The organism is Photobacterium sanguinicancri, from assembly GCF_024346675.1.
Classification (GTDB): Bacteria; Pseudomonadota; Gammaproteobacteria; order Enterobacterales; family Vibrionaceae; genus Photobacterium; species Photobacterium sanguinicancri.
In genome coordinates, this window is sequence record NZ_AP024851.1 from 528321 (window position 1) to 554949 (window position 26629).

At 43.0% G+C, this 26629-nt stretch carries 27 protein-coding genes; 13 read left to right on the top strand and 14 right to left on the bottom strand.

Going from position 1 to position 26629, the window contains the following annotated elements:
* Position 1 precedes the first annotated feature (1 nt).
* Genes OCU87_RS19335 through nqrF form a run of 5 tightly spaced genes read left to right on the top strand, consistent with a single transcriptional unit; the run spans position 2 to position 4504 of the window.
* The gene (locus OCU87_RS19335; protein ID WP_062692701.1) at positions 2-1246 is read left to right on the top strand and encodes an NADH:ubiquinone reductase (Na(+)-transporting) subunit B; all 1245 of its coding nucleotides are present in this window, start codon (positions 2-4) and stop codon (positions 1244-1246) included.
* Positions 1236-2030 carry a Na(+)-translocating NADH-quinone reductase subunit C gene (locus OCU87_RS19340; protein WP_062692702.1) on the top strand — a complete coding sequence of 265 codons (795 nt, stop codon included), beginning with the start codon at positions 1236-1238 and terminating at the stop codon, positions 2028-2030. Before OCU87_RS19335 ends, OCU87_RS19340 begins: the two co-directional genes overlap by 11 nt.
* Complete coding sequence (locus tag OCU87_RS19345; protein ID WP_062692704.1) at positions 2023-2655, top strand: NADH:ubiquinone reductase (Na(+)-transporting) subunit D; 633 nt, start codon at positions 2023-2025, stop codon at positions 2653-2655. The genes OCU87_RS19340 and OCU87_RS19345 overlap by 8 nt, the downstream gene beginning before the upstream one ends.
* A 7-nt stretch (positions 2656-2662) precedes the next feature.
* Entirely contained in the window at positions 2663-3259 is a 597-nt protein-coding gene (gene nqrE / locus OCU87_RS19350) for an NADH:ubiquinone reductase (Na(+)-transporting) subunit E (RefSeq protein ID WP_048898159.1), read from the top strand.
* Positions 3260-3280: 21 nt separating this feature from the next.
* On the top strand, positions 3281-4504 hold the full coding sequence (gene nqrF / locus OCU87_RS19355; protein ID WP_062692706.1) for an NADH:ubiquinone reductase (Na(+)-transporting) subunit F: 1224 nt from the start codon (positions 3281-3283) through the stop codon (positions 4502-4504).
* Between the two features lie 89 nt (positions 4505-4593).
* Here nqrF and OCU87_RS19360 read toward each other — a convergent pair whose 3' ends face one another.
* From OCU87_RS19360 to OCU87_RS19370, 3 genes are all read right to left on the bottom strand, one after another.
* Complete coding sequence (locus OCU87_RS19360; protein ID WP_261859138.1) at positions 4594-5703, bottom strand: alkene reductase; 1110 nt, start codon at positions 5701-5703, stop codon at positions 4594-4596.
* A 10-nt stretch (positions 5704-5713) separates the two neighbouring features.
* Positions 5714-6343 (bottom strand): GrxB family glutaredoxin, encoded by a 630-nt coding sequence (locus OCU87_RS19365; RefSeq protein WP_094958317.1) that lies wholly within the window; start codon positions 6341-6343, stop codon positions 5714-5716.
* A gap of 77 nt (positions 6344-6420) precedes the next feature.
* Positions 6421-7089 (bottom strand): SDR family oxidoreductase, encoded by a 669-nt coding sequence (locus OCU87_RS19370; RefSeq protein ID WP_261859139.1) that lies wholly within the window; start codon positions 7087-7089, stop codon positions 6421-6423.
* Between the two features lie 133 nt (positions 7090-7222).
* Here OCU87_RS19370 and OCU87_RS19375 point away from each other — a divergent pair, with 133 nt between their 5' ends.
* Together OCU87_RS19375 and OCU87_RS19380 are read left to right on the top strand one after the other, a co-directional pair.
* A complete protein-coding gene (locus OCU87_RS19375; protein WP_261859140.1) occupies positions 7223-8164 on the top strand; it encodes a LysR family transcriptional regulator in 942 nt (313 codons plus the stop codon).
* A gap of 35 nt (positions 8165-8199) precedes the next feature.
* Positions 8200-8676, top strand: a complete 477-nt coding sequence (locus tag OCU87_RS19380; RefSeq protein ID WP_261859141.1) for a peptide-methionine (S)-S-oxide reductase — start codon at positions 8200-8202, stop codon at positions 8674-8676.
* Between the two features lie 81 nt (positions 8677-8757).
* Here OCU87_RS19380 and OCU87_RS19385 read toward each other — a convergent pair whose 3' ends face one another.
* Together OCU87_RS19385 and OCU87_RS19390 are read right to left on the bottom strand one after the other, a co-directional pair.
* Complete coding sequence (locus tag OCU87_RS19385; protein ID WP_261859142.1) at positions 8758-9696, bottom strand: ornithine cyclodeaminase family protein; 939 nt, start codon at positions 9694-9696, stop codon at positions 8758-8760.
* The gene (locus OCU87_RS19390) at positions 9697-10683 is read right to left on the bottom strand and encodes a threonine/serine dehydratase (protein WP_261859143.1); all 987 of its coding nucleotides are present in this window, start codon (positions 10681-10683) and stop codon (positions 9697-9699) included.
* Between the two features lie 427 nt (positions 10684-11110).
* Between OCU87_RS19390 and OCU87_RS19395 the strand changes: the two genes are divergently transcribed.
* On the top strand, positions 11111-12508 hold the full coding sequence (locus tag OCU87_RS19395) for a glycoside hydrolase family 1 protein (protein ID WP_261859144.1): 1398 nt from the start codon (positions 11111-11113) through the stop codon (positions 12506-12508).
* A gap of 116 nt (positions 12509-12624) precedes the next feature.
* On the opposite strand, the gene OCU87_RS19400 is transcribed toward OCU87_RS19395, so the two are convergent.
* Complete coding sequence (locus OCU87_RS19400) at positions 12625-13575, bottom strand: LysR family transcriptional regulator (RefSeq protein ID WP_261859145.1); 951 nt, start codon at positions 13573-13575, stop codon at positions 12625-12627.
* 144 nt (positions 13576-13719) lie between these two features.
* On the opposite strand from OCU87_RS19400, the gene OCU87_RS19405 reads away from it, so the two are divergent.
* From OCU87_RS19405 to OCU87_RS19420, 4 genes are all read left to right on the top strand, one after another.
* Positions 13720-14784: a DUF1254 domain-containing protein gene (locus OCU87_RS19405; RefSeq protein WP_261859146.1), complete on the top strand. Its 1065-nt coding sequence runs from the start codon at positions 13720-13722 to the stop codon at positions 14782-14784.
* 268 nt (positions 14785-15052) lie between these two features.
* On the top strand, positions 15053-15571 hold the full coding sequence (locus tag OCU87_RS19410; protein WP_261859147.1) for a PaaI family thioesterase: 519 nt from the start codon (positions 15053-15055) through the stop codon (positions 15569-15571).
* Positions 15572-15748: 177 nt separating this feature from the next.
* On the top strand, positions 15749-16285 hold the full coding sequence (locus tag OCU87_RS19415) for a YbhB/YbcL family Raf kinase inhibitor-like protein (protein ID WP_062687904.1): 537 nt from the start codon (positions 15749-15751) through the stop codon (positions 16283-16285).
* A gap of 28 nt (positions 16286-16313) precedes the next feature.
* The gene (locus OCU87_RS19420) at positions 16314-17087 is read left to right on the top strand and encodes a helix-turn-helix domain-containing protein (protein ID WP_261859148.1); all 774 of its coding nucleotides are present in this window, start codon (positions 16314-16316) and stop codon (positions 17085-17087) included.
* Between the two features lie 332 nt (positions 17088-17419).
* Here OCU87_RS19420 and OCU87_RS19425 read toward each other — a convergent pair whose 3' ends face one another.
* A complete protein-coding gene (locus OCU87_RS19425; protein WP_261859149.1) occupies positions 17420-18160 on the bottom strand; it encodes a TrmH family RNA methyltransferase in 741 nt (246 codons plus the stop codon).
* 160 nt (positions 18161-18320) lie between these two features.
* On the opposite strand from OCU87_RS19425, the gene rlmE reads away from it, so the two are divergent.
* A complete protein-coding gene (gene rlmE / locus OCU87_RS19430; protein ID WP_062687907.1) occupies positions 18321-18941 on the top strand; it encodes a 23S rRNA (uridine(2552)-2'-O)-methyltransferase RlmE in 621 nt (206 codons plus the stop codon).
* A gap of 210 nt (positions 18942-19151) precedes the next feature.
* Here the strand turns inward: rlmE and OCU87_RS25075 are convergent, their stop codons facing one another.
* The 7 genes from OCU87_RS25075 to OCU87_RS19460 form a co-directional block, all read right to left on the bottom strand.
* Positions 19152-19247, bottom strand: coding sequence for a 4Fe-4S binding protein (locus tag OCU87_RS25075; protein ID WP_390961309.1), 96 nt, complete (start codon positions 19245-19247; stop codon positions 19152-19154).
* Between the two features lie 16 nt (positions 19248-19263).
* Positions 19264-20625 (bottom strand): heavy metal sensor histidine kinase, encoded by a 1362-nt coding sequence (locus OCU87_RS19435; RefSeq protein ID WP_261859150.1) that lies wholly within the window; start codon positions 20623-20625, stop codon positions 19264-19266.
* On the bottom strand, positions 20622-21305 hold the full coding sequence (locus OCU87_RS19440; RefSeq protein ID WP_261859151.1) for a heavy metal response regulator transcription factor: 684 nt from the start codon (positions 21303-21305) through the stop codon (positions 20622-20624). The genes OCU87_RS19435 and OCU87_RS19440 overlap by 4 nt, the downstream gene beginning before the upstream one ends.
* Before the next feature lie 194 nt (positions 21306-21499).
* Positions 21500-21880: a DUF3316 domain-containing protein gene (locus OCU87_RS19445; protein ID WP_094958550.1), complete on the bottom strand. Its 381-nt coding sequence runs from the start codon at positions 21878-21880 to the stop codon at positions 21500-21502.
* 114 nt (positions 21881-21994) lie between these two features.
* Complete coding sequence (locus tag OCU87_RS19450; protein WP_261859152.1) at positions 21995-22705, bottom strand: exonuclease domain-containing protein; 711 nt, start codon at positions 22703-22705, stop codon at positions 21995-21997.
* 1 nt (position 22706) lies between these two features.
* Entirely contained in the window at positions 22707-24566 is a 1860-nt protein-coding gene (locus OCU87_RS19455) for a DUF294 nucleotidyltransferase-like domain-containing protein (RefSeq protein WP_261859153.1), read from the bottom strand.
* A gap of 75 nt (positions 24567-24641) precedes the next feature.
* Positions 24642-26273 carry a sodium/sugar symporter gene (locus tag OCU87_RS19460; protein WP_062687913.1) on the bottom strand — a complete coding sequence of 544 codons (1632 nt, stop codon included), beginning with the start codon at positions 26271-26273 and terminating at the stop codon, positions 24642-24644.
* Positions 26274-26629 lie beyond the last annotated feature (356 nt).

Genomic DNA, 26629 nt, shown 5'->3' on the forward strand with positions numbered 1-26629 from the left:
CATGGGTCTCAAGAATTTCCTCGAAGATGTTGAACATCACTTTGAACCTGGTGGTAAACACGAAAGATGGTTTGCGCTTTACGAAGCATTCGCCACTCTTATGTACACTCCAGGCCAAGTGACGCGTACTGGTTCACACGTTCGCGATAGTATTGACCTTAAACGTATCATGATCATGGTATGGTTTGCGGTATTCCCAGCAATGTTCTGGGGCATGTTCAATACGGGTCATCAAGCAATCACTGCACTAAACCACATGTACGTTGGTGAACAACTGGCGACTGTACTTGCAGGCGATTGGCACTACTGGCTAACGCAAATGTTAGGCGGCACACTCACAGCTGATGCTGGGTGGGGTAGCAAAATGCTACTCGGTGCGACTTACTTCCTCCCTATCTACGCAGTGGTATTTGCTGTAGGTGGTTTCTGGGAAGTGCTTTTCTGTATGGTGCGTAAGCATGAAGTTAACGAAGGTTTCTTTGTAACTTCTATCTTGTTCGCATTGATCGTTCCAGCAACACTTCCACTTTGGCAAGCTGCACTAGGTATTACCTTTGGTGTTGTTGTTGCGAAAGAGATCTTTGGTGGTACTGGTCGTAACTTCCTTAACCCTGCGCTTGCAGGTCGTGCCTTCCTGTTCTTCGCATACCCAGCTCAGATCTCTGGTGATCTAGTATGGACTGCGGCTGACGGTTTCTCAGGTGCAACTGCGCTAAGCCAGTGGGCTAACGGTGGTCAAGCTTCTGTACTGAATACAGTGACAGGCGAAGCGATCACTTGGATGGACGCGTTTATCGGTCGTATTCCAGGCTCTATCGGTGAAGTTTCTACACTCGCTATCATTCTTGGTGGCGCAATGATCGTTTACATGGGCATCGCTTCATGGCGCATCATCGCGGGTACTATGATTGGTATGGTTGCAGCAGCGACTCTGTTTAACATCGTTGGTTCTGACACCAATGCAATGTTCAGCATGCCATGGCACTGGCACCTAGTTCTAGGTGGTTTTGCATTCGGTATGATGTTCATGGCAACTGACCCTGTATCAGCGGCATTTACCAATAAAGGTAAGTGGTGGTACGGTGCGTTAATTGGTGCAATGGCAGTGATGATTCGTGTAGTTAACCCAGCTTACCCTGAGGGTATGATGCTGGCGATTCTATTCGCGAACCTCTTCGCGCCTCTATTTGACAACCTAGTTGTTCAGGGCAACATCAAACGGAGACTAGCTCGCCATGGCAAGTAATAACGATAGCATTAAAAAAACGCTGATTGTTGTTGTCGCGCTGAGCCTAGTCTGCTCGATCGTGGTATCAACTGCAGCTGTTGCACTGCGTCCTCTACAGCAAAAAAATGCGGTAGAAGATGTTCAGCGTAACATCTTGTCTGTTGCTGGCCTGCTTGACGGTGCTGCAAACATTCAAGAAGCATACGGTCAGTTCATCGAGCCTAAGCTTGTTGACTTAAACACTGGCGAGTTTGTTGATCAAACTGAAGCGGGTCAAACACCTGCACAGTACAACCAACGTTCAGCTGCGAAAGATCCAGCACAATCTGTGAAGCTAAACGCTGAGCAAGATCTGGCTAAGATCATTCGTCGTGCAAACGTGGCGACTGTTTACCTCGTTAAAGACGCGAACGATAACATCGAGAAACTGATCCTACCGGTTCACGGTAACGGTCTGTGGTCTATGATGTACGCATTCGTTGCGGTTGAGACTGATGGTAATACTGTTTCTGGTATCACTTACTACCAGCAGGGTGAAACCCCTGGACTGGGTGGTGAAATCGAAAACCCGAACTGGCGTGCACAGTTTGAAGGTAAGAAACTGTTTGATGACAACAACCAACCTGCTATTCGCGTAGTGAAAGGTGGTGCAACCCCTGGTGATATCCACGGTGTTGACGGTCTTTCTGGTGCGACGCTAACTGGTAACGGTGTACAACACACCTTCGATTTCTGGTTAGGCGACATGGGCTTCGGTCCTTTCCTAGCTAAGGTTCGTAAGGGAGGCCTGAACAATGGCTGATGCTAAAGAAATGAAAAAGATCTTGTTTGCGCCGTTTCTCGACAACAACCCGATCGCGCTTCAGGTTCTTGGTGTATGTTCTGCACTAGCGGTTACTACGAAACTAGAAACAGCGTTTGTAATGACGCTAGCGGTAACGTTTGTTACAGCATTTTCTAACTTTTTCGTATCGTTAGTTCGTAACCATATTCCTAACAGTGTACGTATCATCGCGCAGATGGCGATCATTGCATCACTAGTAATCTTGGTTGACCAAGTACTAAAAGCATTTGTTTACGATATTTCTAAACAGCTTTCTGTATTCGTTGGCCTGATCATTACTAACTGTATCGTAATGGGTCGTGCTGAAGCATACGCAATGAAGTCTGCACCACTACCGTCGCTTATTGATGGTATTGGTAACGGTCTTGGTTACGGTTTCGTACTAATCACTGTTGGCTTCTTCCGTGAACTACTAGGTTCAGGTAAGTTATTTGGCATCGAGGTTCTACCTCTAGTATCTGACGGCGGTTGGTACCAACCAAACGGCATGATGCTACTCGCGCCATCAGCTTTCTTCCTGATCGGTTTCATGATCTGGGCTATCCGTATTATTCGTCCAGAACAAGTAGAAGCGAAGGAGTAAGGGGAACATGGAACATTATCTAAGCCTTTTAGTTCGTTCGATTTTTATCGAGAACATGGCACTTTCGTTCTTCTTAGGTATGTGTACATTCCTTGCGGTATCTAAGAAAGTAAAAACCTCTTTTGGTCTGGGTGTTGCGGTAATCGTTGTACTAACGATTGCGGTACCTGTAAACAACCTTGTTTACAACCTACTACTAAAAGATGGTGCGATTGTTGAAGGTGTGGACTTAAGCTTCCTTAACTTCATCACGTTTATCGGTGTAATTGCAGCACTTGTTCAGATTCTAGAAATGATTCTGGACCGCTTCTTCCCACCGCTATACAACGCACTTGGTATTTTCCTTCCGCTGATCACAGTTAACTGTGCAATCTTCGGTGGTGTATCTTTCATGGTACAACGTGACTACAACTTCCTTGAGTCTGTAGTGTACGGTTTCGGTTCAGGCACCGGTTGGATGCTTGCAATCGTAGCCCTAGCGGGTATTCGTGAAAAGATGAAGTACTCAGACGTACCTCCGGGTTTACGTGGTTTGGGTATTACATTCATCACTGTTGGTCTTATGGCGTTAGGCTTTATGTCTTTCTCTGGCGTACAGCTGTAATCAGGATAATAGGAATAGTCAATGGATATTATTCTTGGCGTAGTCATGTTCACTCTGATTATCCTGGCTCTAGTTTTAGTGATTCTTTTCGCTAAATCTAAGCTAGTACCATCAGGCGACATTACTATCTCAGTAAACAACGATCCGGAAAAAGCGATTACAACCGCTGCCGGTAGTAAACTACTTAATGCTCTTTCAGCAAGTGGTATCTTCGTTTCTTCTGCTTGTGGTGGCGGTGGCTCTTGTGGCCAGTGTCGCGTTAAAGTGAAATCGGGTGGTGGTGACATCTTACCGACTGAACTTGACCACATCACAAAAGGTGAAGCACGTGAAGGCGAGCGTCTAGCATGTCAGGTTAACGTTAAATCTGATATGAACATCGAGCTTCCAGAAGAAATCTTTGGTGTTAAGAAGTGGGAATGTGAAGTTCTTTCGAATGACAACGAAGCAACGTTCATCAAAGAACTCGTGCTTAAAATCCCAGAAGGCGAGGAAGTTCCTTTCCGTGCGGGTGGTTACATTCAGATTGAAGCTGAACCGCATCACATCAAATACGCTGACTTCGATGTTCCTGAGGAATACCGTGGTGATTGGGACAAGTTCAACCTGTTCCGTTACGAGTCAGTTGTTAAAGAGCACTCAATCCGTGCTTACTCTATGGCGTCATACCCAGAAGAGAAAGGCCTGATTAAGCTTAACGTGCGTATCGCAACGCCGCCGCCAAACAACCCAGATGTACCACCAGGTGTGATGTCTTCATACATTTGGTCTCTGAAGTCTGGCGATACATGTACTATTTCTGGTCCTTTCGGTGAGTTTTTCGCGAAAGAAACGGATAACGAAATGGTATTCATCGGTGGTGGTGCTGGTATGGCACCTATGCGTTCACACATCTTCGACCAGCTTCTACGTCTTAAATCTAAGCGTAAGATGACTTACTGGTACGGTGCTCGCTCTAAGCGTGAAATGTTCTACATTGAAGATTTCGATACGCTAGCTGCGGACAACGAGAACTTCGAGTGGCATGTTGCACTGTCTGATCCTTCTCCAGAAGATAACTGGGATGGTTACACAGGCTTCATCCACAACGTGATCTACGAGAACTACTTGAAAGATCACGAAGCACCAGAAGACTGTGAATACTACATGTGTGGTCCACCAATGATGAATGCCGCTGTTATCGGCATGCTGAAAGATCTTGGTGTAGAAGACGAAAACATCCTTCTGGATGACTTCGGTGGCTAATTAGCCCTTCGAGCACAATACATTGGCTGACCCTGTTAAGGGGCAGCCTTTTTTCATTTTGGTGCTCGTTATTTTATTATGGTGTTGAATTACTCTACTGCTTCTGCAATCTGCATCGCGGGGTAATCTGTGTAACCACGTTCATTTCCACCAAACAAGGTTGCACCGTCTAAATCGGCTAGCTCATAACCGTGTTCTAAACGAGACACCAAGTCTGGGTTAGAGACAAATGGGCGCCCGAAGGCCACTAAATCCGCATAACCTTTGCTAAGAACCTCATCGGCGCGTTCTTGGGTGTAACTACCTGCCACAATGATGGCGTTGGTGAAAATTTCGCGTAGTTCAATGCGGAAACTCTCAGGAATAACGGGTGCATCGTCCCAATCAGCTTCAGATAGGTGCATGTAAGCAATATCTCGCGCTTGTAATTGACGAGACGCTTCAAGAATTGTTGGCACAATATCAGGGCAGTTCATGTCTTTGAATGTAATGAAGGGCGCTAAGCGAACGCCTACTTTATCTGCGCCAATTGCATCAATAACGGCATCTACCACTTCAATTAAGAAACGAATACGATTTTCACGTGTGCCGCCGTAGTTGTCGGTTCGTTTGTTGGAATTGGTGCGGAGGAATTGGTCAATGAGATAACCGTTACCGCCGTGAATTTCCACACCATCAAAGCCTGCTTCAATGGCTCGTTTTGCTGAATAGGCAAAGTCTTTAATGACACGATCGATATCACTTTGATCCATTTCACGAGGTTGAATACAGTCCACCATATTGCCATTACCTTGGTCATCAGAAATCCAAACTTTGGTTTCGATTGGCGCTAAGGCTGAAGGACCCATTGGCAGCTCACCTTTTTGGAACGTGGGGTGAGAAACACGGCCTACATGCCATAGCTGACAGAACATGGCTGCCCCTTGCTCGTGCGCTGCTTTCGTGACAGGTTGCCAGCCTTCGACTTGCTCGTCCGTGTAAACACCTGGGGTGAATGAGTAACCTTGTGAGTCGTCAGAAATCTGAGTGGCTTCAGAGATGATTAAACCCGCCGTGGCACGTTGTTGGTAGTAGGTCGCCATCATATCATTGGGAATATTACCGGGTTGGCTAGTGCGCGCTCGTGTCATGGGTGCCATAACAACACGGTTTTGTAAATCTAGGCTTTTAAGTTGTGCTTTTTCAAATAATTTTTTCATGGTCTTCATCTTATTTTAGTAATCGAACATTCGCTTCTTTACTGACAAGTTCCATCCATTCTTTTACAGATGGCTCCCAATCAATTTCAGCTGCACTAAAGAAGCCACGAAGAATAGAGAACAGGATGGCTTCATCGACGATAGCGATAGGGATTGTGGAATCAAGTTTCAGTAAAATGCCGGCTTCACGGATCAACGTTTCCACTTCTTTTGCAATAGTGGGGGTCTCTGTTAACAGCGCATCAAAGTTAAGTGCTTCGGTTTCTTTTTTACTGCGCCATGCACGTTGAGATGATGCGGTTGTGAATTCAGCGAGATCCATCGAAGACCATCGTGGGTAACCAATTTTTTGTAATGGTAAGAAGGCGCGACGTTGCCATTCTAGAATTGCCTCAGATGGAATATTGGTTTGAATTGAGTCCGCAATAGATAGAAAGTGATCAATAATATCTAAGCTTTCAGCGATTGCCGTGCCATCATCTTTTACAAGTACTGGGACTTGTTTGCTACCCACGATGTCAGTGGTTGTTTTGTCATCATCGTAAGCAATGGTTACTACATCAAGCGGTAAATTCAGCATGCCAGCAACAAAGCGTACACGTGCACTGAATGGGCAATGTTCATAAATATAGAGTTTCATGTGAATTCCTGTTTATAGCTCTAGCGAAGGGCTGAGTGGTTATATTTGTTCTGCTATTAAGTAAGTTGAGATTTGAATCAGTTAATTAATGCGCCGCCATCAACATCGATGATAGAGCCTGTCATATAGGGGTTAGTGATAGCCATAACATAGGCATGAGCGACATCTTCGGCAGTGCCAACACGGCCAGCAGGAAGGTTATTGCGTGCGTTTTCATACATGGACTCACGGCTTTGTTCATCCAGACCTTGATAGGCGGTTGTCATTGTTAAACCGGGGCTAACTGCATTAACGCGAATAGGGGAGAGTTCTTTAGCCAATACTTTTGTAACGGCTTCTAGCGCGGCGTTAATGGCTGTTTTTGTATAGGTATTTGCAACCACTTTACGTGATAGCATTCCTGTGGTTAACGTAATCGTGCCATTCGGTTTGATATAACGGCTAGCATGTTTAGCAGCGTTAATTGATCCCCAGAACTTAATATCAAAAGCGGCTTTAGCGTCTGGAATTTTTACGTCTACCACTTTACCTGCTGGTGCCGCAGAGCCTGCTGTAACGATGAGATGATCAAAAGCACCAATGGATTCGAAGTAAGCGTGCACAGATTTCTCATCACTGATATCAAGGCCTGTTTGGCGGCTTGCAACATGGATGATGTTTTCTCCATTATCAAATTGTGTTGCTACCGCTACGCCGATACCTGATGTGCCACCTAAAATGACATAGCTTGTTTTATCCTGACTCATAATCTGTCTCTCTCTGGCTGCTCTGATTTATCTATTTTTCTTCGATGTTTGTTATTATATTTATTCGATTTATTTTGATAATTGGGTAAAATTCGAATTCATTATTTCATTTGTCTGAATAATTGAGGTATGAGTGGATAAATTCTCTGATATGAACATGTTCGTGAGTATTGTGAAGCGTCAGGGGCTGGCAGCTGCTGGCCGTGACCTAGGACTTTCTCCCGCGACAATGACGGCAAGGCTTCAATCGTTAGAAGAAAGGTATGGTGTTAAGTTACTGAATCGAAGTACAAGACATGTTGGGTTAACCGATGCTGGTGAACTGTATTACAAAGCGTGTCTCGACATTTTGGATAATGTTAGCGAGGTAGAGAACCTTATCCAGAATGGTATGAAGGAAGTTAAAGGTGCGCTCCGAGTTTCTGCTCCTAAAGATATAGGCAAGCAATATATCATGCCTATTTTGAATGAGTTTGTAGCGCAGTATCCAGATGTTGTGCCTTATTTATACCTTGATGATCGTATTTCAAATATTGCGGAATCTGGTCGGGATATTGTTATTCGCTACGGTGAATTGGTTGATAGCAGCCTGATCTCACGCCGTTTATCGCCTAGCCGACGGGTTTTGTGTGCCTCACCTGAATACCTTGCTAAGCACGGTACACCCTTGAAGCCTGAAGATCTGGCAGCGCATGATTGTTTGGTGATGCTACGCAGTAATGAAGAGCTGAAAACCTGGCATTTTCAAGAACAAGACAAAAAAGTCTCGATAACGGTGTCGCCAAAGCGCTTTTCTGACGATGGTGAAATCATCAGGCAATGGGCACTAGAAGGGGCGGGAATTGCGCTTAAATCTGTACTGGATGTTCAAGCGGATATTAATAGCCAGCGTCTTGTGACCGTACTTAATGGTTACATGAAGAACTTCAATACTTCAACCATGGTCTCTAGTGCTGATTTGAACGTGGTGTATATCAGTAAGCAGTTTCAACCAAAGCGAATTAGACTATTTTTAGATTACTTGTTTAAGCGCTTTCCAGAGCTGATAGAGAAATCAGGCGATGTGAGTAACTAATACCTAAATTTTGTTAATTTATTGGATTTTGTCTGATGGAAGAAATGTATTTTGCGGGTGGGTGTCTCTGGGGCGTGCAAGAGTTTATGAAGCACCTGCCTGGCGTGATCTCGACAGAAAGTGGCCGTGCGAATGGAACCACAAACGCCACCCAAAGTGATTATGATGGCTACGCTGAATGTGTTCGCACTCAGTTTAACCCTCAGCTGGTGACGATTACGCAGTTGATGGATTATTTCTTTGAAATTATTGACCCTTATAGCTTAAATAAGCAGGGCGATGATGTTGGTGAAAAGTACCGAACGGGCGTGTACAGTGTTAACCCTTCACATCTTGAGCAAGTAAAGGCGTATATCTCTGCGAGAGATGATAGCGATAAAATTGTGGTTGAAGTATTTGCTCTGACTAACTACGTCAAAAGTGATGACGAGCACCAAGATAGGTTGACGCGCTTCCCTAATGATTATTGTCACATTCCTTTCGAGTTATTGAATAAATACAAGAAAAAATAATGAAGTGCCATTCGTTGTATCAAAAAGCGAAGCCCAGCAGGTTGTTGCTGGGCTTGTTTCACGAGCAAATGGATAAAGCGTTTATTGTTTGATGACGGCATTTGCGATGGCAATGTCTTGCGGGGCGATCCCCGTAAAATCAGCGATGGTCAATCCTGAAGTGCTAAAGCGTGCTTGGTCCTTAAAGAAGGTGCCAAACTCTGTGCTTTTACGCTTGATGTGCTGCTGACTTCTATCATTGTACAGGTACTGCAATTCACCATGGTGTGAGCATTGCGCAAGGCTATCAGCCAAAATAAGGCTCGCATTCTGAAGCACGTTTTCAGTAAGCTCTTGCTTACCTTCGGTATCACAGCCAAAGGCGTTAATATGTGCATTCGGTTTTAACCAGTCATATATGATATAGCCGCTAGTGGCTGGTGTGACGGTTGTTATCACATCGCAAGATTCACACAAGGCTTTTATCGACTTACAAGGGACAAGCTCAATGTCATGTTTGGCTAATTGCTCTGTGAGTGACTGGATATTCTCTGGCTTGATGTCATAGGCTAACACTTGATTAATTCCAAGAGCGTGGCAGGTGTAAACGCTTTGAAAATACCCTTGAATACCGCACCCCACAATGCCGAATGTACGCGCTGAATTATCACCGATCATGGTTTGAGCCATAAGGGCGCCAGCGGCTGCTGTTCTGTGGTCGGTGAGTATGCCTTCATCTTGTAGCATGTATTCAGGAAAGCCCGTATTCGCGTTAATAACCATGATGCAACCGTATGAGTTAGGTAAGCCTATTTCGTGGTTGGTATAGCTGCCTGATGCTATTTTTATCGCTGCATACTTTTGAACGTCACTAATGCCATATTTAATGTGCAGCTCACCGTTAGGTAATGGCATATGGCCAACAGGGGGGACAACATATTTTTTGTCACTGAAATCGATATAGCACTGTTTGATGATTGCCATCAGCGTAGACATGTCAGGTAAGTTTGCTTCGATTGCTTGTTTGTTGATGATTTTCATTTATTTCACCATTGCCATTGCTGAGTTAAAGGTTTCGTCGGTCACGTTGCTGCCGCAAAGTACGACACATACATTCTTATTTTTATAGGCTTCTTTATTTTTAATGAGTGTCGCGACAGCTACGCCTGCTGCGCCTTCAATGATCATGGCGTGATTTTCTTTAATCAGCTTCATCGCTTCCGCTATTTCGTATTCAGTGACAGTTTCTGTGCTATCAATAACATCCATACAGAGTGCTAGCGTGATACTGCCTTCTTCGATTCCGCCCGCAGTACCATCAGATAAGGTATCGGATTCAGGAACTTCAATGATTTCCTGTGCTTCCATACAGACTTTCATTACTGGGGCATTTTCAGGAAAGGCGCCGATAATCTGAGTTTCAGGTTTATGCGCTTTGATGTTAGAACCAATACCACTGATGAGACCACCACCGCCAACACTAGCGATAACAGCGTCTACACTTGGCGTTTGCGCTAAAATTTCTAAGCCAATCGTGCCCTGCCCAGCAATGATATCTTCATGGTTATAAGGGCTAATGTAGGTTGCGCCAGTTTCTTTAGCATCAGCTAATGCGACGGTTTCGGCATAATCAGCGCTGCCGTCAACCTTAATAAGGGTTGCGCCAAGTTTGCTTATTTTTTTCTCTTTTTTACTACTGATCTTAGCGGGAACATAGATGGTAACAGGTATCCCTAATGCTTTTGCCGCCGCTGCAGTACCAGCCCCATGGTTACCTGAGCTGGCTGTTAATACGCCAGTGTTTTTTAGTTCTTGAGGCAAGTTGAGTAGGGCGCTTGATGCACCTCTGATTTTGAAACTACCTGTTGTTTGTAAGTTTTCGCATTTTATATATACATTACCACTGCAAAGATTTGATAACGCTGGGGAGTAAAGCATTGGCGTTTTATATACGCCTTCTTTTGTATAGAAGTTATTTTCCAATAAATTTGCAGTCTTCTCTACAATAATATTTTTATTATTCTTCATGTTAACGCCTCATCGTTAATTCAAGGACAATTTATATCAGGCGTTTTTAGCTGTAATTTACATATGTAAAGATTGAGATGTTTTTTTTATGAAATATCGAAAATAATCTCGAGTGCTGAAATCTCGATATGTAGGTTTTGAATTTGTTTAAAATGTGGTCTTTGTGTGACGAGTCAGCGTCATAGGCTTTCAAACTGGGAATTCAATACTGAAAATATTTCCTAGTTTTTAGTGTTTGTTCTTTGTTTCAGGCAAGCAGTGGCTACCAAATGCCAAAATGAGGAACAGATTCCTCCTCAAATACACTCTTTTTCTTCCTGTTATATTCATCAATACTAACGTCATGTTCCGTATGATTTGCTCGGCGCTTTTAATTTAACTATGCATATAACAGCATGAATGCAACAGCGACTAAACAGAGGCTTGTATGACTCAATTTCCGAATGATTTTTTATGGGGTGGTGCAATTGCAGCTAACCAAGTTGAAGGTGCTTATGAGCTGCATGGTAAGGGGCTGTCAACGTCCGACATGCTGCCATCAGGTATTTTGAGTCCGCATCAAACTAGAGAAGCACGCACCGCAGGCATTAAGGATGTCGCGATTGATTTCTATAACCGTTACCCAGAGGACATTTCGCTGTTTAAAGAGATGGGCTTCAACTGCTTACGCTTGTCGATAGCGTGGACGCGTATTTTTCCTAATGGTGACGACCAAGAGCCGAATGAAGCGGGTCTTGCTTATTATGACCGCATTTTCGAAGAGCTAGCAAAGAACGATATTCAGCCGTTTGTGACCTTGTCACACTATGAGATGCCTTATGCACTTGTTGAGAACTATGGAGGCTGGGCTGATAGAAAGCTAATTGCGTTCTTTGAGCGTTACGTCAGCACTGTTTTTGAACGCTATAAAGAGAAAGTAAAGCTGTGGCTGACTTTTAATGAAATTAACATGTCGCTTCATGCGCCATTTACTGGTGTAGGCCTGCAGGAAGATGCGACAGAGCAGGCGATTTATCAAGCCATTCACCACCAATTGGTTGCCAATGCTAAAGCGGTAAGCCTATGTAAGCGTATGATTCCAGATGGCAAGATTGGCAATATGCTATTGGGTGCGATTAATTACCCGTACACCTGTAACCCTGATGATGTGATTGCAGCCATGCATGAAAATAACAAATGGCTGTTCTTTGGTGATGTGCAAACACGCGGTAAATACCCTGGTTACATGTTGCGTTATTTCCGCGAGAATAATATCACTATCGCAATGGAAGAAGGTGACTTAGATACTATTGCCCAGGCCTCGGTCGATTTTATCTCATTTAGCTATTACGCCAGTGGCTGCGCAAGTGTTGATCCTAAACAAAAAGAAGTCGGGAACATTATAGATAGCGTACCAAACCCATATTTAGAGAAAAGCCAATGGGGTTGGCTCATTGATCCTAAAGGTCTGCGGATTTTGCTGAACTTCCTCTACGATCGGTACCAAAAACCGCTGTTTGTGGTAGAGAATGGTTTGGGTGCGCGTGATGAGGTAAATGAAGACGGTGAGATACACGATGATTACCGCATTCAATACCTCAATGATCACCTTGTACAAGCAAGAGAAGCCATTGCCGATGGGGTTGAATTAATGGGTTTCACTAGCTGGGGACCGATTGATCTGGTTGCAAACTCAACGGCAGAAATGAGTAAACGTTATGGGTTTATTTATGTTGAACGAGAAAATGATGGTAGCGGTTCGTTACTTCGCAAGCGTAAAAAGAGTTTTCATTGGTACCAAGAGGTTATCGCTACGCAGGGCAGATCGTTGCTAGATGCTCGTTAATAAAGAACTGGATTGAGTTTGATACTGTGTTAACCCGTCAGATGAAATGATGGTTTCAGTATCTGCTCAATTATATGTGTTCACTATTTCTAGAACGATGTTTCTTCTCCTAGCTGTTAACTAGCAATAGTGAATTTGCTCTTAATTGATTCAATAATCAATGATTTTAACCATTGATGAGGCGGACTACTCGCTGTTCTTTTATGTTCAACAAGGTAAATATTGACGGCGAAATGTGCGAGGTTAAATGACGTTATAGCCTTGAATTTTGAACCTAAAATTGCGTCTTGCTCTAGCAAATGCCCCCCAATAATAAGTCTATTAGTTCCTTCAATTGATTCTAGTAAGGTTGATAGTTGGCCCGATCTAAATGCAATTTTCCTGCTTTTTCCTTGCTTTAATAACTCAACATCTAATGGATTGAGGTATTCACCTATAGAGCGAATATCGAGAGATAAGTCTACAAATGAATATTCGAGGCAATCATCAATACTGACTTGCTTCTTTTTCAATAAAGGGTGATCTGCTACGCCATAGATAACTGGGTAAGTATGACCAATTTTTTCAGAAAGGTATTCATTCCCGATAGCGGTGTCTTTTATATGTATCGAAAAATCAACGTGATTCTCTTTTAGCAATAGTGTTGGATCTGCCGCTGAAGGATATTCCTCTAATGTAACGCTTGGTGCAAGGTCATAGATTTTTTTTGCTAATGGGGCCGTAAGCAGCTTACTCATCAAGGGCGGTGTTGAAATCCTAAATGCTTTTTCGCACGTTTTTGGGGAAAAATTGGTGCTGTTTACTAAGCTATCGATGGAAAACAAAATTCGGTCTAAATGCGTTTCTAACTCTAAGGTTTTGGCTGTAGGTTGCAGTCCGTTGGATTCACGGTAAAAAAGAGGATCATCGAATAGGTCTCTCAATCGTCCTAAAATTCGGCTCATAGCGGGCTGAGAAAGAAACATTTTTTCGGCGGCGCGTGAAACGTTTTTCTCTTTGATTAAAACACTTAGAGATACAAGTAGGTTGAGATCAATGCGGGAGAGTTCTTGTTCAAGTGTTTTCATTCTAGCCTATCTTCTTTTCGCCAAGGGTACTGATATTACAAAATAGCATATCAGGTATTTGATTTTATGATTTTCACTAATAATACGATCTGTATATTATTCGCTCAAACCTTAAGAATAGATTGTCAGCTGAGGAGCTATAAGATGAAGTTATCTCAAATTACTAAAAGTGTTTTATTGAGTACTGTTTTAGCCGCTAGTTGTGTATCTGCTGCGCAACCAGCAAATAGTTTGGATACCTTTTTTACGGCTGATGGATCGGTTGTAACGCCAGGTACTTACCCAACAGATGAGACATCTCATCAGATCCTTAAGAATCAAGATTTGGTGGGGGTAAATAAGTTTCTGCATAAACGCCAACTAACTCCCACTGATGAGCAACCTGTGGTACGAATGAATCGTGATACCTATTACTCGATGGCTGTGGTTGATGTATCAAAAGGGGCAACCGTCACTATGCCTGAACTACCTGAAGGCAAGTACATATCGGTTCAGCCGGTAACAGAAGACCATCGCATTCAACCAATGTACTACGGTGGTGGTACATTCGAGTTGTCTACTCATACTGGTGATCACTTGTATTTGGTTATTCGTCTCGATGCGACGTTTACTGAAAAAGAAGCAGCGATGTATCAAGATAAAATGCAGATCAATGCCAATAGCGCGAAGTTGTTTACATCCGAACCTGTAAACGAAGCATCTTTCAAACGTGTTGAAGATGAGTTGAAAGCTAAAATGCCGATGTTAAATGAACGTGATGGCAGCAATGCATTAACGGGCATGTTTACAGGCTTTAATGATGAATCTAGTAAGTTATTTACGCAAGAAAAGTATGAAGTTGGGGCTGCGATCGGTTGGGGGGGCGCACAAATGATAGATAATATCTATGAAGTTTCAGGTAATTACCCAGCAGATCTGTGTCACCAAGCGACGTTTAAAGACCCCGAAGATAAAGCGTTCTGGTCTATTACTGTTTATAACAAATCTGGCTTCATGTTTAATGATGTTGCGAACGTTAGTTCTAATACCGCGACAGTCAATAAAGATGGTACTTATACTGTGAGTTTTGGTTGTGGTGCTGATGCCCCTAATAACATTGAAACAGCCAATGAGTCAGGTGTGTTTAACTTAGGTATCCGTCATTATCAACCGAGTGATATGGTGCGTATCGATGGTTACCGTATTTTACCTATGGTCAAACCGCAATAGTTTAGATTTGCTTAAATGCAGCCACAGTGTCGATAGTAAAAATAGTGCTAAGTAAGTAAAAATAAGCCGCTAGGGTAAAAGCTAGCAGCTTTGCTGTTCCATTCCATATTGGTAGTTATTGATGGCAACAATATGCTGAAAAGCAGATCAGTGAGTTTCGTATTCTCTTCTTTAAATCAATTAATTGCGAAAGGCGGTTAGCCGCAAAATTAGATTCCACTCGATATAGGGTATGGTTTATGGCATATGCCAATAACTAGGCGTATAAATGCGCTATACCATGATGGGTATTGAGCAGAAAGAGTGGAAAATGGATAACCCAAACAAAAGCTTGTTACAAGCAGATATAGATAAGTGCGAGTCATTTAACGCGATACGTTTAGTCGAGAAAGTGGCTAAACACCAAAGTCATCAACATTGTATGCTGTGTGGTACTGAGCCAACTTTTGGCTTAAAACTCGACTTTTATAATGATCAACAAGGGGCTGTTTGGAGCAAAGCAAAAGGCAGCATCCATCAACAGGGCTATCAAGGTATTTTACATGGTGGCTTTATCGCATCATTGTTAGATGCTGGTATGTGCCAAGCGATATTTAATCAAAGAATTGAAGCTGTTACTGGCGATATGAATATTCGTTATCTTGCAGAAATTCCCCTTAATGCAGAAATGCTTATTCGAGGTGAAATAAAATCGTCTTGTTTAACACTCTATAAAGTTGAAGCAGGAATTTATGTTGAACAGCAACTCATGGCAAAAAGCACTGCTCGTTTTATGAAGCGTCAATGAGTATTTACATAAAGTATCAAAAATTAAGCATCAATCGCGTCTTGTGATACTTAATGGTAGGTGGTTGTCGTTTGGAGCTAATATACTTATTTCGAACTCAACACTTTCGAAGCGCTATACCTTAAAGTGACATACCTCGAAGTGGTTTACCTCTCTTAAACAACGAAGGACTCCATCATGAAATTTTTGATTAAACCGGTTCTCGCACTCAGCATATTTGCCCTTGTAGCGCCAGTGTATGCATTCGAAGTTAGCAGTAAAGATATTCAAGAAGGTCATCCAATGGCTAAGACTTTTGAATATAAAGGCTGGGGGTGTGATGGCGGTAATCTGTCACCGCAATTAATGTGGAAAGATGCCCCTGAAGGGACGAAAAGCTTTGCCATTACAGCGTTTGATCCTGATGCGCCTACTGGCAGTGGTTTTTGGCATTGGGTTGCGATTAATATTCCCGCCTCGGTGAGTGAGCTACCCCGTGGTGTGAACATTGAAAAATTGGGGGGCCAGAATCTACGGATTGATTACGGTACTGTCGGGTTTGGTGGTGTTTGTCCGCCAGAAAATGATGGCATGCATCGCTATCAATTTACGGTTTGGGCACTACCGACAGAAAAGTTAAATTTGAATGAAGATACATCGGCTGCCGTTGCAGGATTTACGTTGAACAGCATGGCACTGGATAAAGTAACCTTAACTGCGACTTATACGCGTTAAACTTAGATATGAAACATCAGGGGAAGTGATGAATAACCAATACCAAGTCACTATATTTAGGGCTGAACAGCTCCAGCAGTTGCGTAATGTTAGGATTCACTCCCCAAGTATTATCCAAATTATTTCGGGCAGTAAGCAGTTATATTGGAAAGAGTCGACGATTGCGCTCTCTCCATCTCAACTTTTATTGTGTGAAGCATCGGCTTGCTTAAGCTTTGAAAACCTGCCCCAAAAAGGACACTTTCTTTCTAGAGTCTTTAGTTTTCACTGTGCGCCGGCTGAGGCTATGCTAACGCTGAGCCAATCAATAGCAAGCGATCTAGATGCACCTATGATCAATGCTGATCGTGCTTTGCAATCGACATTAGATGCATTGTTTTCGTTTGAATTAAGTCAATTAAGCAAAGAAACGCAAACATTTTTGGTGATGGGGCTCTATCAACAACTGGCTGAGAGGGGAGTATTACATTTGTTATTTCCCAGTGCTAATACGCGCTTTAGTCATAGGTTGAGCCAGTATTTATCACACTCCCCAGGGGAAGATCATCCGCTAGAATCTGCAGCTGATCACTTTGCGATGAGCCGCGCCACCTTAATACGCAAGTTGAAGCATGAAGGGATGCAGTATCGCGAATTGCTGGCAGAGGTAAGGTTAAATCATGCGTTATACCTGATGCAAAATGAACAATGTAGCGTCGCATTGTTATCGCAATTATGTGGTTATCAATCCGAAGAAAGATTTAGTCAGCGCTTCAAGCGAAAGTTTGGTTTAACCCCAAGTGCTTATATGAAAACGCTATAAATTGATATTTACCAATAAGTCTTAAATATTTTTGGCAACTTTTCGAAGATAACGTCTAAGTATTTAAAGTGGCGGCGTATTTCATGAGAGTGGCAGAATTATCCTCCCAAAAAAACGACGAAAGCCTCGACATTTCTGTCGAGGCTTTCTGAATATGGCGGAGTGCTACGTGTAGTGGATTATTCAATTTCGCCTCCTTATGGGAGGCTGATAACCTGAACTCGGAGAGAAGCCGATATAGCTTCAAACAAGTAAACTCTGCTGTTAAGTCTGGTTTTTGATATTAACTCTTATAGGGGGAAATCAACTTATGCCCAGTTGTAATCGTACGTTTATATCGACAACTGATAAGCGCATATATTAACAGCGCTAGCCAAGTTTAATGAATCAATCTTACCGCTACCTGCGATAGTAAAAGGCTGCGCGTTACAATCAGCTAAGGCTTGTTTTGGTACGCCACGAGCTTCGTTACCAAATAGGTAACAATCATAGTCGGAAAATTGGGGAGTGTTAACCTTATCACCCTGCATATCAAGATAAGCAAAACGATTAAAACGCTGATTTAACTCAGTAATTTCAACGCCTTGCTCTAGAGGCAAGTGAAAAATGGCTCCCATGCTAGAGCGCACTACTTTTGGATTGTAGGGATCGACACTGTTGTTACTTAATAACAAGCGAAAGTGCCCAAACCACGCTAGGCTACGCAAAATAGTGCCCAGGTTACCGGGATCTTGTACCTCATGTAAGTAGATACAGCGCTCACCGTCTTGCAGAGGTGATCTCTCTGTTTGAGTCGGTAAAGGAACGCAGGCGATGATACCTTGTGGTGTTTTGGTATCACTCAGTCCAGCCATCTGGTTTTTATTAATCTCAATGATCGTGTAAGAGTGATTGAGCTGCTGTGCCCATGCTTGATACTCATCAGTCACATATAAAATGGTGTTTTTTAGATAGGGCTGAGCCAGTGCTGCTTTATCCAGTTCGAGGATCAGGTGCTCCCCTTCAACTAAATAGTGGCCAAACTGCTCACGATATTTTTTTTGATGCAGCTTCTTTGCATTATCCAATTTCATAGATGGTCCAGTTTAATATATTGTGCCTTACCAAGTTTTCGCAGGGATTGTACTCTTTTGTTTGGCAAAATGTCACCACTGGAAGTCAGGAGATATTTGCAAAACAACGGGACATGATTACAATAGCGCTCCTATATTTTACCAGCACGGCGAACAACCTATGGCACGTTCAAAAACCAGTAAGAAATGGCTCGATGAACACGTTAACGATCCTTATGTAAAAAAAGCTCAAGTCGATGGTTATCGATCACGAGCAAGCTATAAGTTGATTGAAATTAACGAAAAAGATCAGCTTATCAAGCCGGGAGATATCGCTATGGACCTTGGTTCGGCACCGGGCGGTTGGTCACAGATTGTCGCTCCGATCGTTGGGGATAATGGCAAGGTGATTGCCTCTGATATTTTACCTATGGATAGCCTAATGGACGTCACCTTTATTCAGGGCGATTTCACTGATGAAGCTGTGTATGAGCGTATCGTGGAAACCATAGATGGCAAAGGGGTTGATGTGGTGATCTCGGATATGGCACCTAACTTGAGTGGCGTAAAAACGACTGACCAATACAGCTCAATTTATCTGGTTGAGTTGGCGTTAGATATGGCGCGTAATGTCCTAAAACCGGGCGGTAACTTTTGTGCTAAAGTTTTCCAAGGCGTTGGGTACGAAGAGTATGTGAAAGATGTTCGAACTTCTTTTAACAAAGTCATTATTCGTAAGCCTTCAGCTTCACGTCCACGTTCTCGAGAAGTCTATGTGGTAGGCAAAGGATTTAAAGGCTAGCACGAGCCAATTAACTCCCCTTTACATTTTTGTACCATGATAAATGTGCCGAGGGGAGAAATCTTATTTCACTTTCTTAATTTTACTTTTCCAGCATTGGACGTTTGTTTTCTACGCCATTCTATTCATCTGCATCCTCAGGTGGCGCTATAACTTCAACACTATTCGCCAAATCGTATAGAGCTTTGCATTGAGCTCGATAAACTCAATTTAATCCGGCGGAATTTCCGTATTCTGAAAAATGGCATCGGCAGTACATTCGGGCGCACATAATGAGCAACCGATGCATATATCTGGATCGTTCACTAAAAAGTTAGTGTTTTCAAAAAAGCGCAGCTGTTGTCTTTTTCAACATTAAGCTAAACGCTGTTACTCGCTGGATTGAGCTAACGCTGATATCCCCACCGTGCGCTTGAACTATCGACTTGGTGATAGCAAGCCCCAACCCAGCACCTACACTACTCGTATGTTTACGGGATTTATCGGCGCGATAGAAACGGTCGAAGAGATAAGGCAGAGAGCTAGCAGGGATTGGCTCGCCAGTATTGATGATTTTTATTGCGTTGTAGTCGTCATCAGATGATAGCTGAATTGTGATTACCGAATTTGAGTCACAATGGCGTAAAGCGTTAGACAGTATATTGCTGATTGCACGTTGCAGCATTTGTTTGTCGCCAAGCTGAATACCATCTTCAGTCAAATTAAGTTCGACTATATCAATAGTCACATTTTTATCTTCAGCTAATAATTCGTAGAATTCGATCAGAGGTTGGATAATTGTCGTTAATTTAAGTGGCTCTTTATTGCTATGGAGTAGTTGATTCTCTGATTTAGCGAGATATAAGGTATCTTTGATTGTTTTATTTAGCCGCTCAATTTCTTCTGCGTTTGAACCTAGAACATCTTGATACTCAACGGGGGTACGGGCTGCTGATAAAGCAACCTGAGTTTGCGTCATCATATTGGTGAGCGGTGTTTTGAGTTCATGAGCGATATCAGAAGAGAATTCACTGAGTCGGCTAAAACCACACTGTAAACGATCAAGCATCTTGTTCTGCGTTGCGACTAGCTGAGAGAGTTCTACCGGGAGCTTGTTGTTTGGCACTCGAACATCAAGGTGTTGGATACTCACCTTGTCGAGGTAGCTTTGTAGTTCCTGTAAAGGCGATAATCCTTTTTTGACCGTGAAGATGGCGTAAGCACCTGAAATCAGGTTACTGATAAGAAACGTCCAAAGTAGCACTATATCTAATTCGTTAATAAAGCTTTTGTGGTAATCCATGTTTATTGCTAGCACGATAGCGTCATATTGTGGGTGCTGCATTTTGAATCGGAATCCTCTATAACTGTGCCCGTTATCCTTCCATTCTAATGCATTTTGAACTGAAAGCGCTGGTGGTAAAGCCAGTGTAGAGTTGCTATAGGTAAGTTTGCCATCATGGTTGATAACCCAAAGAAATGCGAAGTTTTCAGTAAGTACTGGGGATGAATTACTTTGAAGATCGTCTAACGTTGCTGCTACGGTTAAGAACTTACTATTGAGCAGCTGATAATCTTGAGCATAGAAGTGATGCTTGATGGCGTATTGGACGATTAATGTAAAAGAAGCGAGAACAATAAAGGAAGAAGCCATGTACATTGCTATCAACTTTGTCGCCATTGAGTTTTTCAATGCCAGCTTCATGCGGTTAACTCTTCAAGTTTGTAACCCATGCCACGTACCGTGTGGATGAGTTTGATTGGATAGGGTTTATCTATCTTGGCACGTAACCTTTTAACAGCGACATCGATGACGTTCGTATCACTATCAAAATTCATATCCCAAATTGTTGAAGCGATAAGTGTGCGAGAGAGGACTTCCCCTTTTTTGTTCAAAAAAAGCTCAAGCAGCGAAAACTCTTTTGCTGTGAGAGATATAGTATCGCCACCTCGGCGCACAGTGCGTTTTAATAAATCCAATGATAAGTCAGCGATGGATAAGCTTGTTTCGGTTTTTGTGTGACCAATTTGGTGTCTGAGTGCATTTTTGACTCTGGCGAGAAGCTCAACAAAAGCAAAGGGTTTGACGACGTAATCATTGGCGCCTAGCTCGAGTCCTTTTACTTTATCCTCAACCTGATCTTTAGCTGATAGCATGATAATGGGAGTACCTAGCTGGCTACCACGTATTGTTTGTAATATCTGCCAGCCGTTTAACTTAGGGAGCATGATATCGAGAATGATAAGGTCATAGTCATTACTGGTTGCTTGATATAGCCCATCGACACCATCTTGCGAGAGATCGACAATATACCCTGATTCAGTAAAGCCTTTTTTTAAATAGCCGCCAGTTTTGGGCTCGTCTTCTACGATTAATATTTTCATTCTTTAACTATTTAAATGGGTGAGGACTTTATTGTCATGAATACTAAACTAGGAATTATCTTATCTCATCAGACTTGATAAGGTCATTGATTTTGTGGCTGTTTGAAGGGATTGATTGTTATGTCAGGCAGCATAACGCTTCTATATGTAACCAGAGGCTTACCGCTTGCCTCTGGCTAATTTGGCTGAATAAATTAGTTATTTGAATCACGCTCAGGATAATGGAAGCTGACGTTTATTTTGCCTTTGTAATTTATTTGACCATCCGTATTCATAAATTCTTCTACTGTTACGTAACCACCTTCATTAAGGTGTATTTGACGTCGATCTATGTTTACGCCTGAGATTTTGAGCTTTTTACTAAGCTCTACAGGTTCATCTTTACTGAGTTGGTGAAGTTGGTTTAACCCAATTTGATAGGCTTCTTGCTTTGTTTGAACCGCATCAGTTTTAATGGTTCGCACACCCAATCTTTCCACTATATTTCCTGCAGAGTAGCCAAATTGGCTTGCAAATACACTTGTGCTTAATAGAGTCAGTGTTGTAGTGACTAAGGCTGCTTTGATCAGTTTCATTTGTTTTCCTTTAAGGGCTCTCTAGTTAACTTGAGCTCATTCTATTCCTTAGATGATGACTTAAAGGGGGACTAAAACATGACATTTTTGTCAGAATTAAGAGGGGGGAAATAGCTAACGCTGTGATGCTTTTATTAATACCTCTAGCTTGGCGGGAGCAGAACCAAATAAGCCATGCAGCTGAGCGAGATAAAGTTCAGCCGTGGCAATCGCGTCCATCAAGGCGTGATGGGCGGGGTAGTCAGGAAGGTGATAGCATTTACGCACAGATGCCAAGCGCCAATCAGGCTTGGTTGAGCGGATCTGGCTACGATATTGTTCTATTTTCAGCGTATCGAGCCATAGTATAGGCAGTGATGATAAGTGGTAATGCTGGTTGATATAGTGTTCTAAGAACCCTTTTTCGATAACGCTACCATGAGCAATAACTATCTTTCCTACCATGGCTTTCAATAATTGTGAAAAAGCCCGATGTTCATCTAACCCAGCTTTATTCAGTTGTTCAGGTAATAGGTGATGAATCATGGCTGAATCACCTGTGATAGCAGTTTCACTGCGGATTAAATAGTGCCGAGCAGAGCCTAGGTTAATGATGCCATTCGTTATTTCTACCCAACCCATGCTCAAGACATTGTGTACCTGCGGGTTAAGTCCATTCGTTTCAAAATCGAGCACAATGACATCGAGTAATCGGGCATCTGTCAGGGTATCCGCAAGGGGTGTACTTACCAATGATTGCAATGGTTCAGGGTAAACCTGTGTTGCAATCCTATCCCGCTGTGCCTCAAGTTGCTTTAGTGGCGTCGATTTGAACCAAGCTAACATCTTAGGCTCCAAACTTCATTTTTACAGCATCTTGAAATCCACTCACAATACGGAAAGCATCTTTCAAATGCTGTCGGCTAAAACTACCGAAATGATCAGGATTTAAGGTGTTTGATAGTGGCTTGCCACTTCGTAAACAGCGAAGGTGGTGGCTATAGCGTAACTGCATCATATATTGGTATGTGCCGCTGAGGTCCTGATATGAGCTTTCATTGATGGATTGATGGTCTAAAGCAAAACGCAGACGAGCTTCGGTTGCCAGCATTTCGCCGCCATCGTGTAGCGCATAGATCCGCGCTAAATCAACCAAGTGACCAATAGCCGCTTTCTTTATATTCAGTCGTTTGCCATTTTTTCCTTCTTTTTCTAGCACAAGGTTATTGAATATTCCTAACGGTGGTCGAGTTTGCAGGGCATTTCGCACTAATGCTGATATCAAGCGTGTATTACCTTTCACTTGGACGACACGTTGTTTTTCAAGGATATCAAATAAAGTATTATCACCAGCGAGTGGGCGAATCTCTAAAAATACCGTTAAGCTGAGTAACATGTCATATTCAGGGTTGTTGGCCCATTTTCGGTAATATTGCAGCCATACGTTAAGAGGTTGGCACCATTTGGGAGTCGCAGCCATAAAACGGCCAGTACAGAGCGCGTAGCCACATTCAGCAAGACCTTTACAGACATACATAGCGAAGTGATTGAAATAAACGCGGTCACTGTCTGTCGCATTATTCTCGAGTACTAGCGCATTATCTTGGTCGGAGAGGAGATGGATTTCACTTCTAGCATGTGAGCCTGCAGCAAGCCAGACATAGCGACAAGGTATGGGGCCGAGTGCTTTCTCAGCTATATAAATCAGGCGTTGAGTGAAAGCATCATAAATCATTGTTAACACTTGACCGATCAGGTGTGAGGGCAGGTTAGCTTCAGCCATGGCTTCAAAGATTGCTTGTCGCTCAAGCGCTAATGCGGTTAACTCTTCCAATGATTGGCATCGACCAATTTTCTCTATTAAGAAGACGGCTTGTACGCTGTGCTTTTGTACTAAAAGCTGTGGTGTTATTAAACCGACGACTTGTTTATTGGCATCTAAAACGGGCACATTCTGAATATTGTGTTTCATCATGACATGGACAGCGGATAGCACAAGTTCATCATTGCCAACTGTCCAAGGGTGTTCGGTCATCACGTGAGTGATCGGCAAAGTGACATCGACAGCATCCGCAACAACGCGCTTTGTCATGTCTTTATCTGTCACCATCCCGACTAAGGTGTTGTTTAAGCTGCTGTTATCAACAATCACAGCGCAAGAGCAGCCTGTCTCATGACGCATCAGACGAGCAACCTCCTGAATGGTCATTGAGGGAGGGACTTGAACAATTCGAGTACTCGCCACCTCTTTTACTGACTTGAAGAACAGTCCTTTTTCGCCTTCAGACCATTGCACATTCACACTTGATTGCAATCGACGGTTTGCACTTAGCGCTAATTGTTCAGTGACGATAGGGTAGTCGGCAACACAGTGCAATAAAGCCGCATAATCAAAGCGGTAAATCAGACTGTTTTCTAATGCATTTGCTTGATAGTTTTCATTTTCGAGACTGAAACCAAAAATGTCTTTTTCACCTAATCGCGATCGTAAGCTCCCATCGGGTAGCCGTTGTTCGATAACACCAGAGCGAATAATAAAGAGGTTTTGCTTTTGAGTAAGGAGAGGGGCGAGTGACTCGCCTTTACCTAGAAATTGAATCTCCATATTAATAGCGATGCTGTCTAATACAGCATTAGGTAGTTGATTAAATGGCTCTATTGCGCCAAGGAAGGCCACAATATTGGGCAGTAATGTTGAGTCCATCATCGTTTCCGAAATAAATCCAAAAAGAAAAAGCTCCAACCTTAATGGCTGGAGCTTAGATTATAGGGGGAAGTATAATTACCAGAACAGAGTATACAGAACGGCTAGCACAATCATGATGCCGTAGGCGGCTAGGTTGAAGCTGCGGTCTGTCGTGAACATCGCGGCTGTTACTGAAATACCTTTTGGATCATCATCGTTCACCGATGTGCTTAAGCTGGTGAAGGCTATGACAACCAGAGTGAACAGTAATGTGTATAGCATTTGATCCATGAATGGCATTGCTAATGGCATCATTTTTAGGAAAAGAGCGAATGGTATGGAAGCAACTACGCCAGTAATTGCACCTTTGCTGGTGGTTTTCTTCCAGAAAAGACCCAGTAGGAACACTGCAAGAATACCTGGGCTCACTAGGCCTGTATATTCTTGAATATATTGGAATGCTTGGCCAATACCACCCAGCATAGGGGCAACTAGACACGCAATAATCAGAGCCGCAATTGCAGCCATACGGCCCACATTTACCAGTTTGTGGTCACCTGAGTTAGGTGCAATGTACTCTTTGTAGATGTCCATCGTAAAGATGGTTGCCGTTGAGTTCAGCATCGATGCTAAAGAAGAAACAATAGCAGCAGCTAATGCAGCAAACACAATGCCTTTCATACCCACAGGTAGGAACTGAGTTAGCCAAGGGTATGCTTTGTCTGCGTGAACGGCACTAGGCATGTTGTTTTGTGCAACGCTACCTAGGTTTGCCATCAATTCAGGGTCATTGGTGATGACATAGGCTGCAATGCCTGGCAGTACCACAAGGAAAGGAACAATCAGTTTAAGGAATGCTGCAAAAACAATCCCTTTTTGTGCTTCGGCAATAGATTTCGCAGCCAAAGTACGTTGGATGATGTACTGGTTGAAGCCCCAGTAGTATAAGTTAGCTACCCACAAGCCACCGATAAGTACTGCGATACCCGGTAGGTTCATGTACTGCGGATTGCTCTGATCGAGGATCATCTCAAAGTGTGAAGGTGCAGCTTCCACCATTTTAGATAAACCGCTAAACCAACCGTCATCACCACCAATATAACTTACCGCCATAAAGGTTGTCATGAAGCCGCCCAATACCAAGAAGAATACTTGGATTACATCGGTCCAAACGACGGCTGAGAGGCCACCGTAGATAGAGTAAACAAGGGCGAAGAGTGCAAGGCCAAGGATAGAGTACATCAGTGGGATGCCTAGAATGGTTTCCAGCGCCAAGCCACCAAGGTAAAGAACTGACGTTAAGTTAACGAAGATATACAGAGCAATCCAAAAGATCGCCAAAATGGTTTTTAACTGTTTATTAAAGCGCTTTTCGACGAATTCAGGGATGGTATATATTCCCTTGTCGATAAAGATCGGCAGGAAATACTTACCGACAATAATCAGCGTAATGGCAGACATCCATTCATAAGATGCGATAGCAAGGCCAATCGAGTAGCCAGAACCTGACATCCCAATAAATTGCTCAGCAGAAATATTGGCAGCAATCAGTGACGCACCAACCGCCCACCAAGGTAGAGACTTACCAGCAAGGAAGTAATCCTCAGTACTTTTTTGTGCCCCTTTCTTATCACGAGATACCCAAAGGCCTACACCAATAATAATGACGACATAAAGTGCAAAGACTGTTATGTCGATAAAGCTCAGACCATTTTCCATATTCAACATTATTTTGTTCCTGTTGTATTGTTATCTGGGCTGGATTGTAAACGTTTACCCTTGTTGAATTTGTTAAGATTGTCACATCTGCTAATTTTACCCTGAGAAATACGCAATCTTGTTAGTGCTGCTGCTGCGTATCCCTGTGTTTATTCTTCTGTAGTATTGGTTTTATTCTCGCTGTGGTAACGCTTACACTTGTCGCTTGGATAAGTAACATTAGGTTTCAATAAAAAAAACGTTCACTTTCTTAAGGAGTGGTGATGGGCTCGTGTAAGTACCCCCTGATTAGGAAGTATTATTATCTAGGTAAAGAGATAAGGAAGGTCTGCATTTTTTGTGTTTTTAATCCAAGTGCTTTGCAT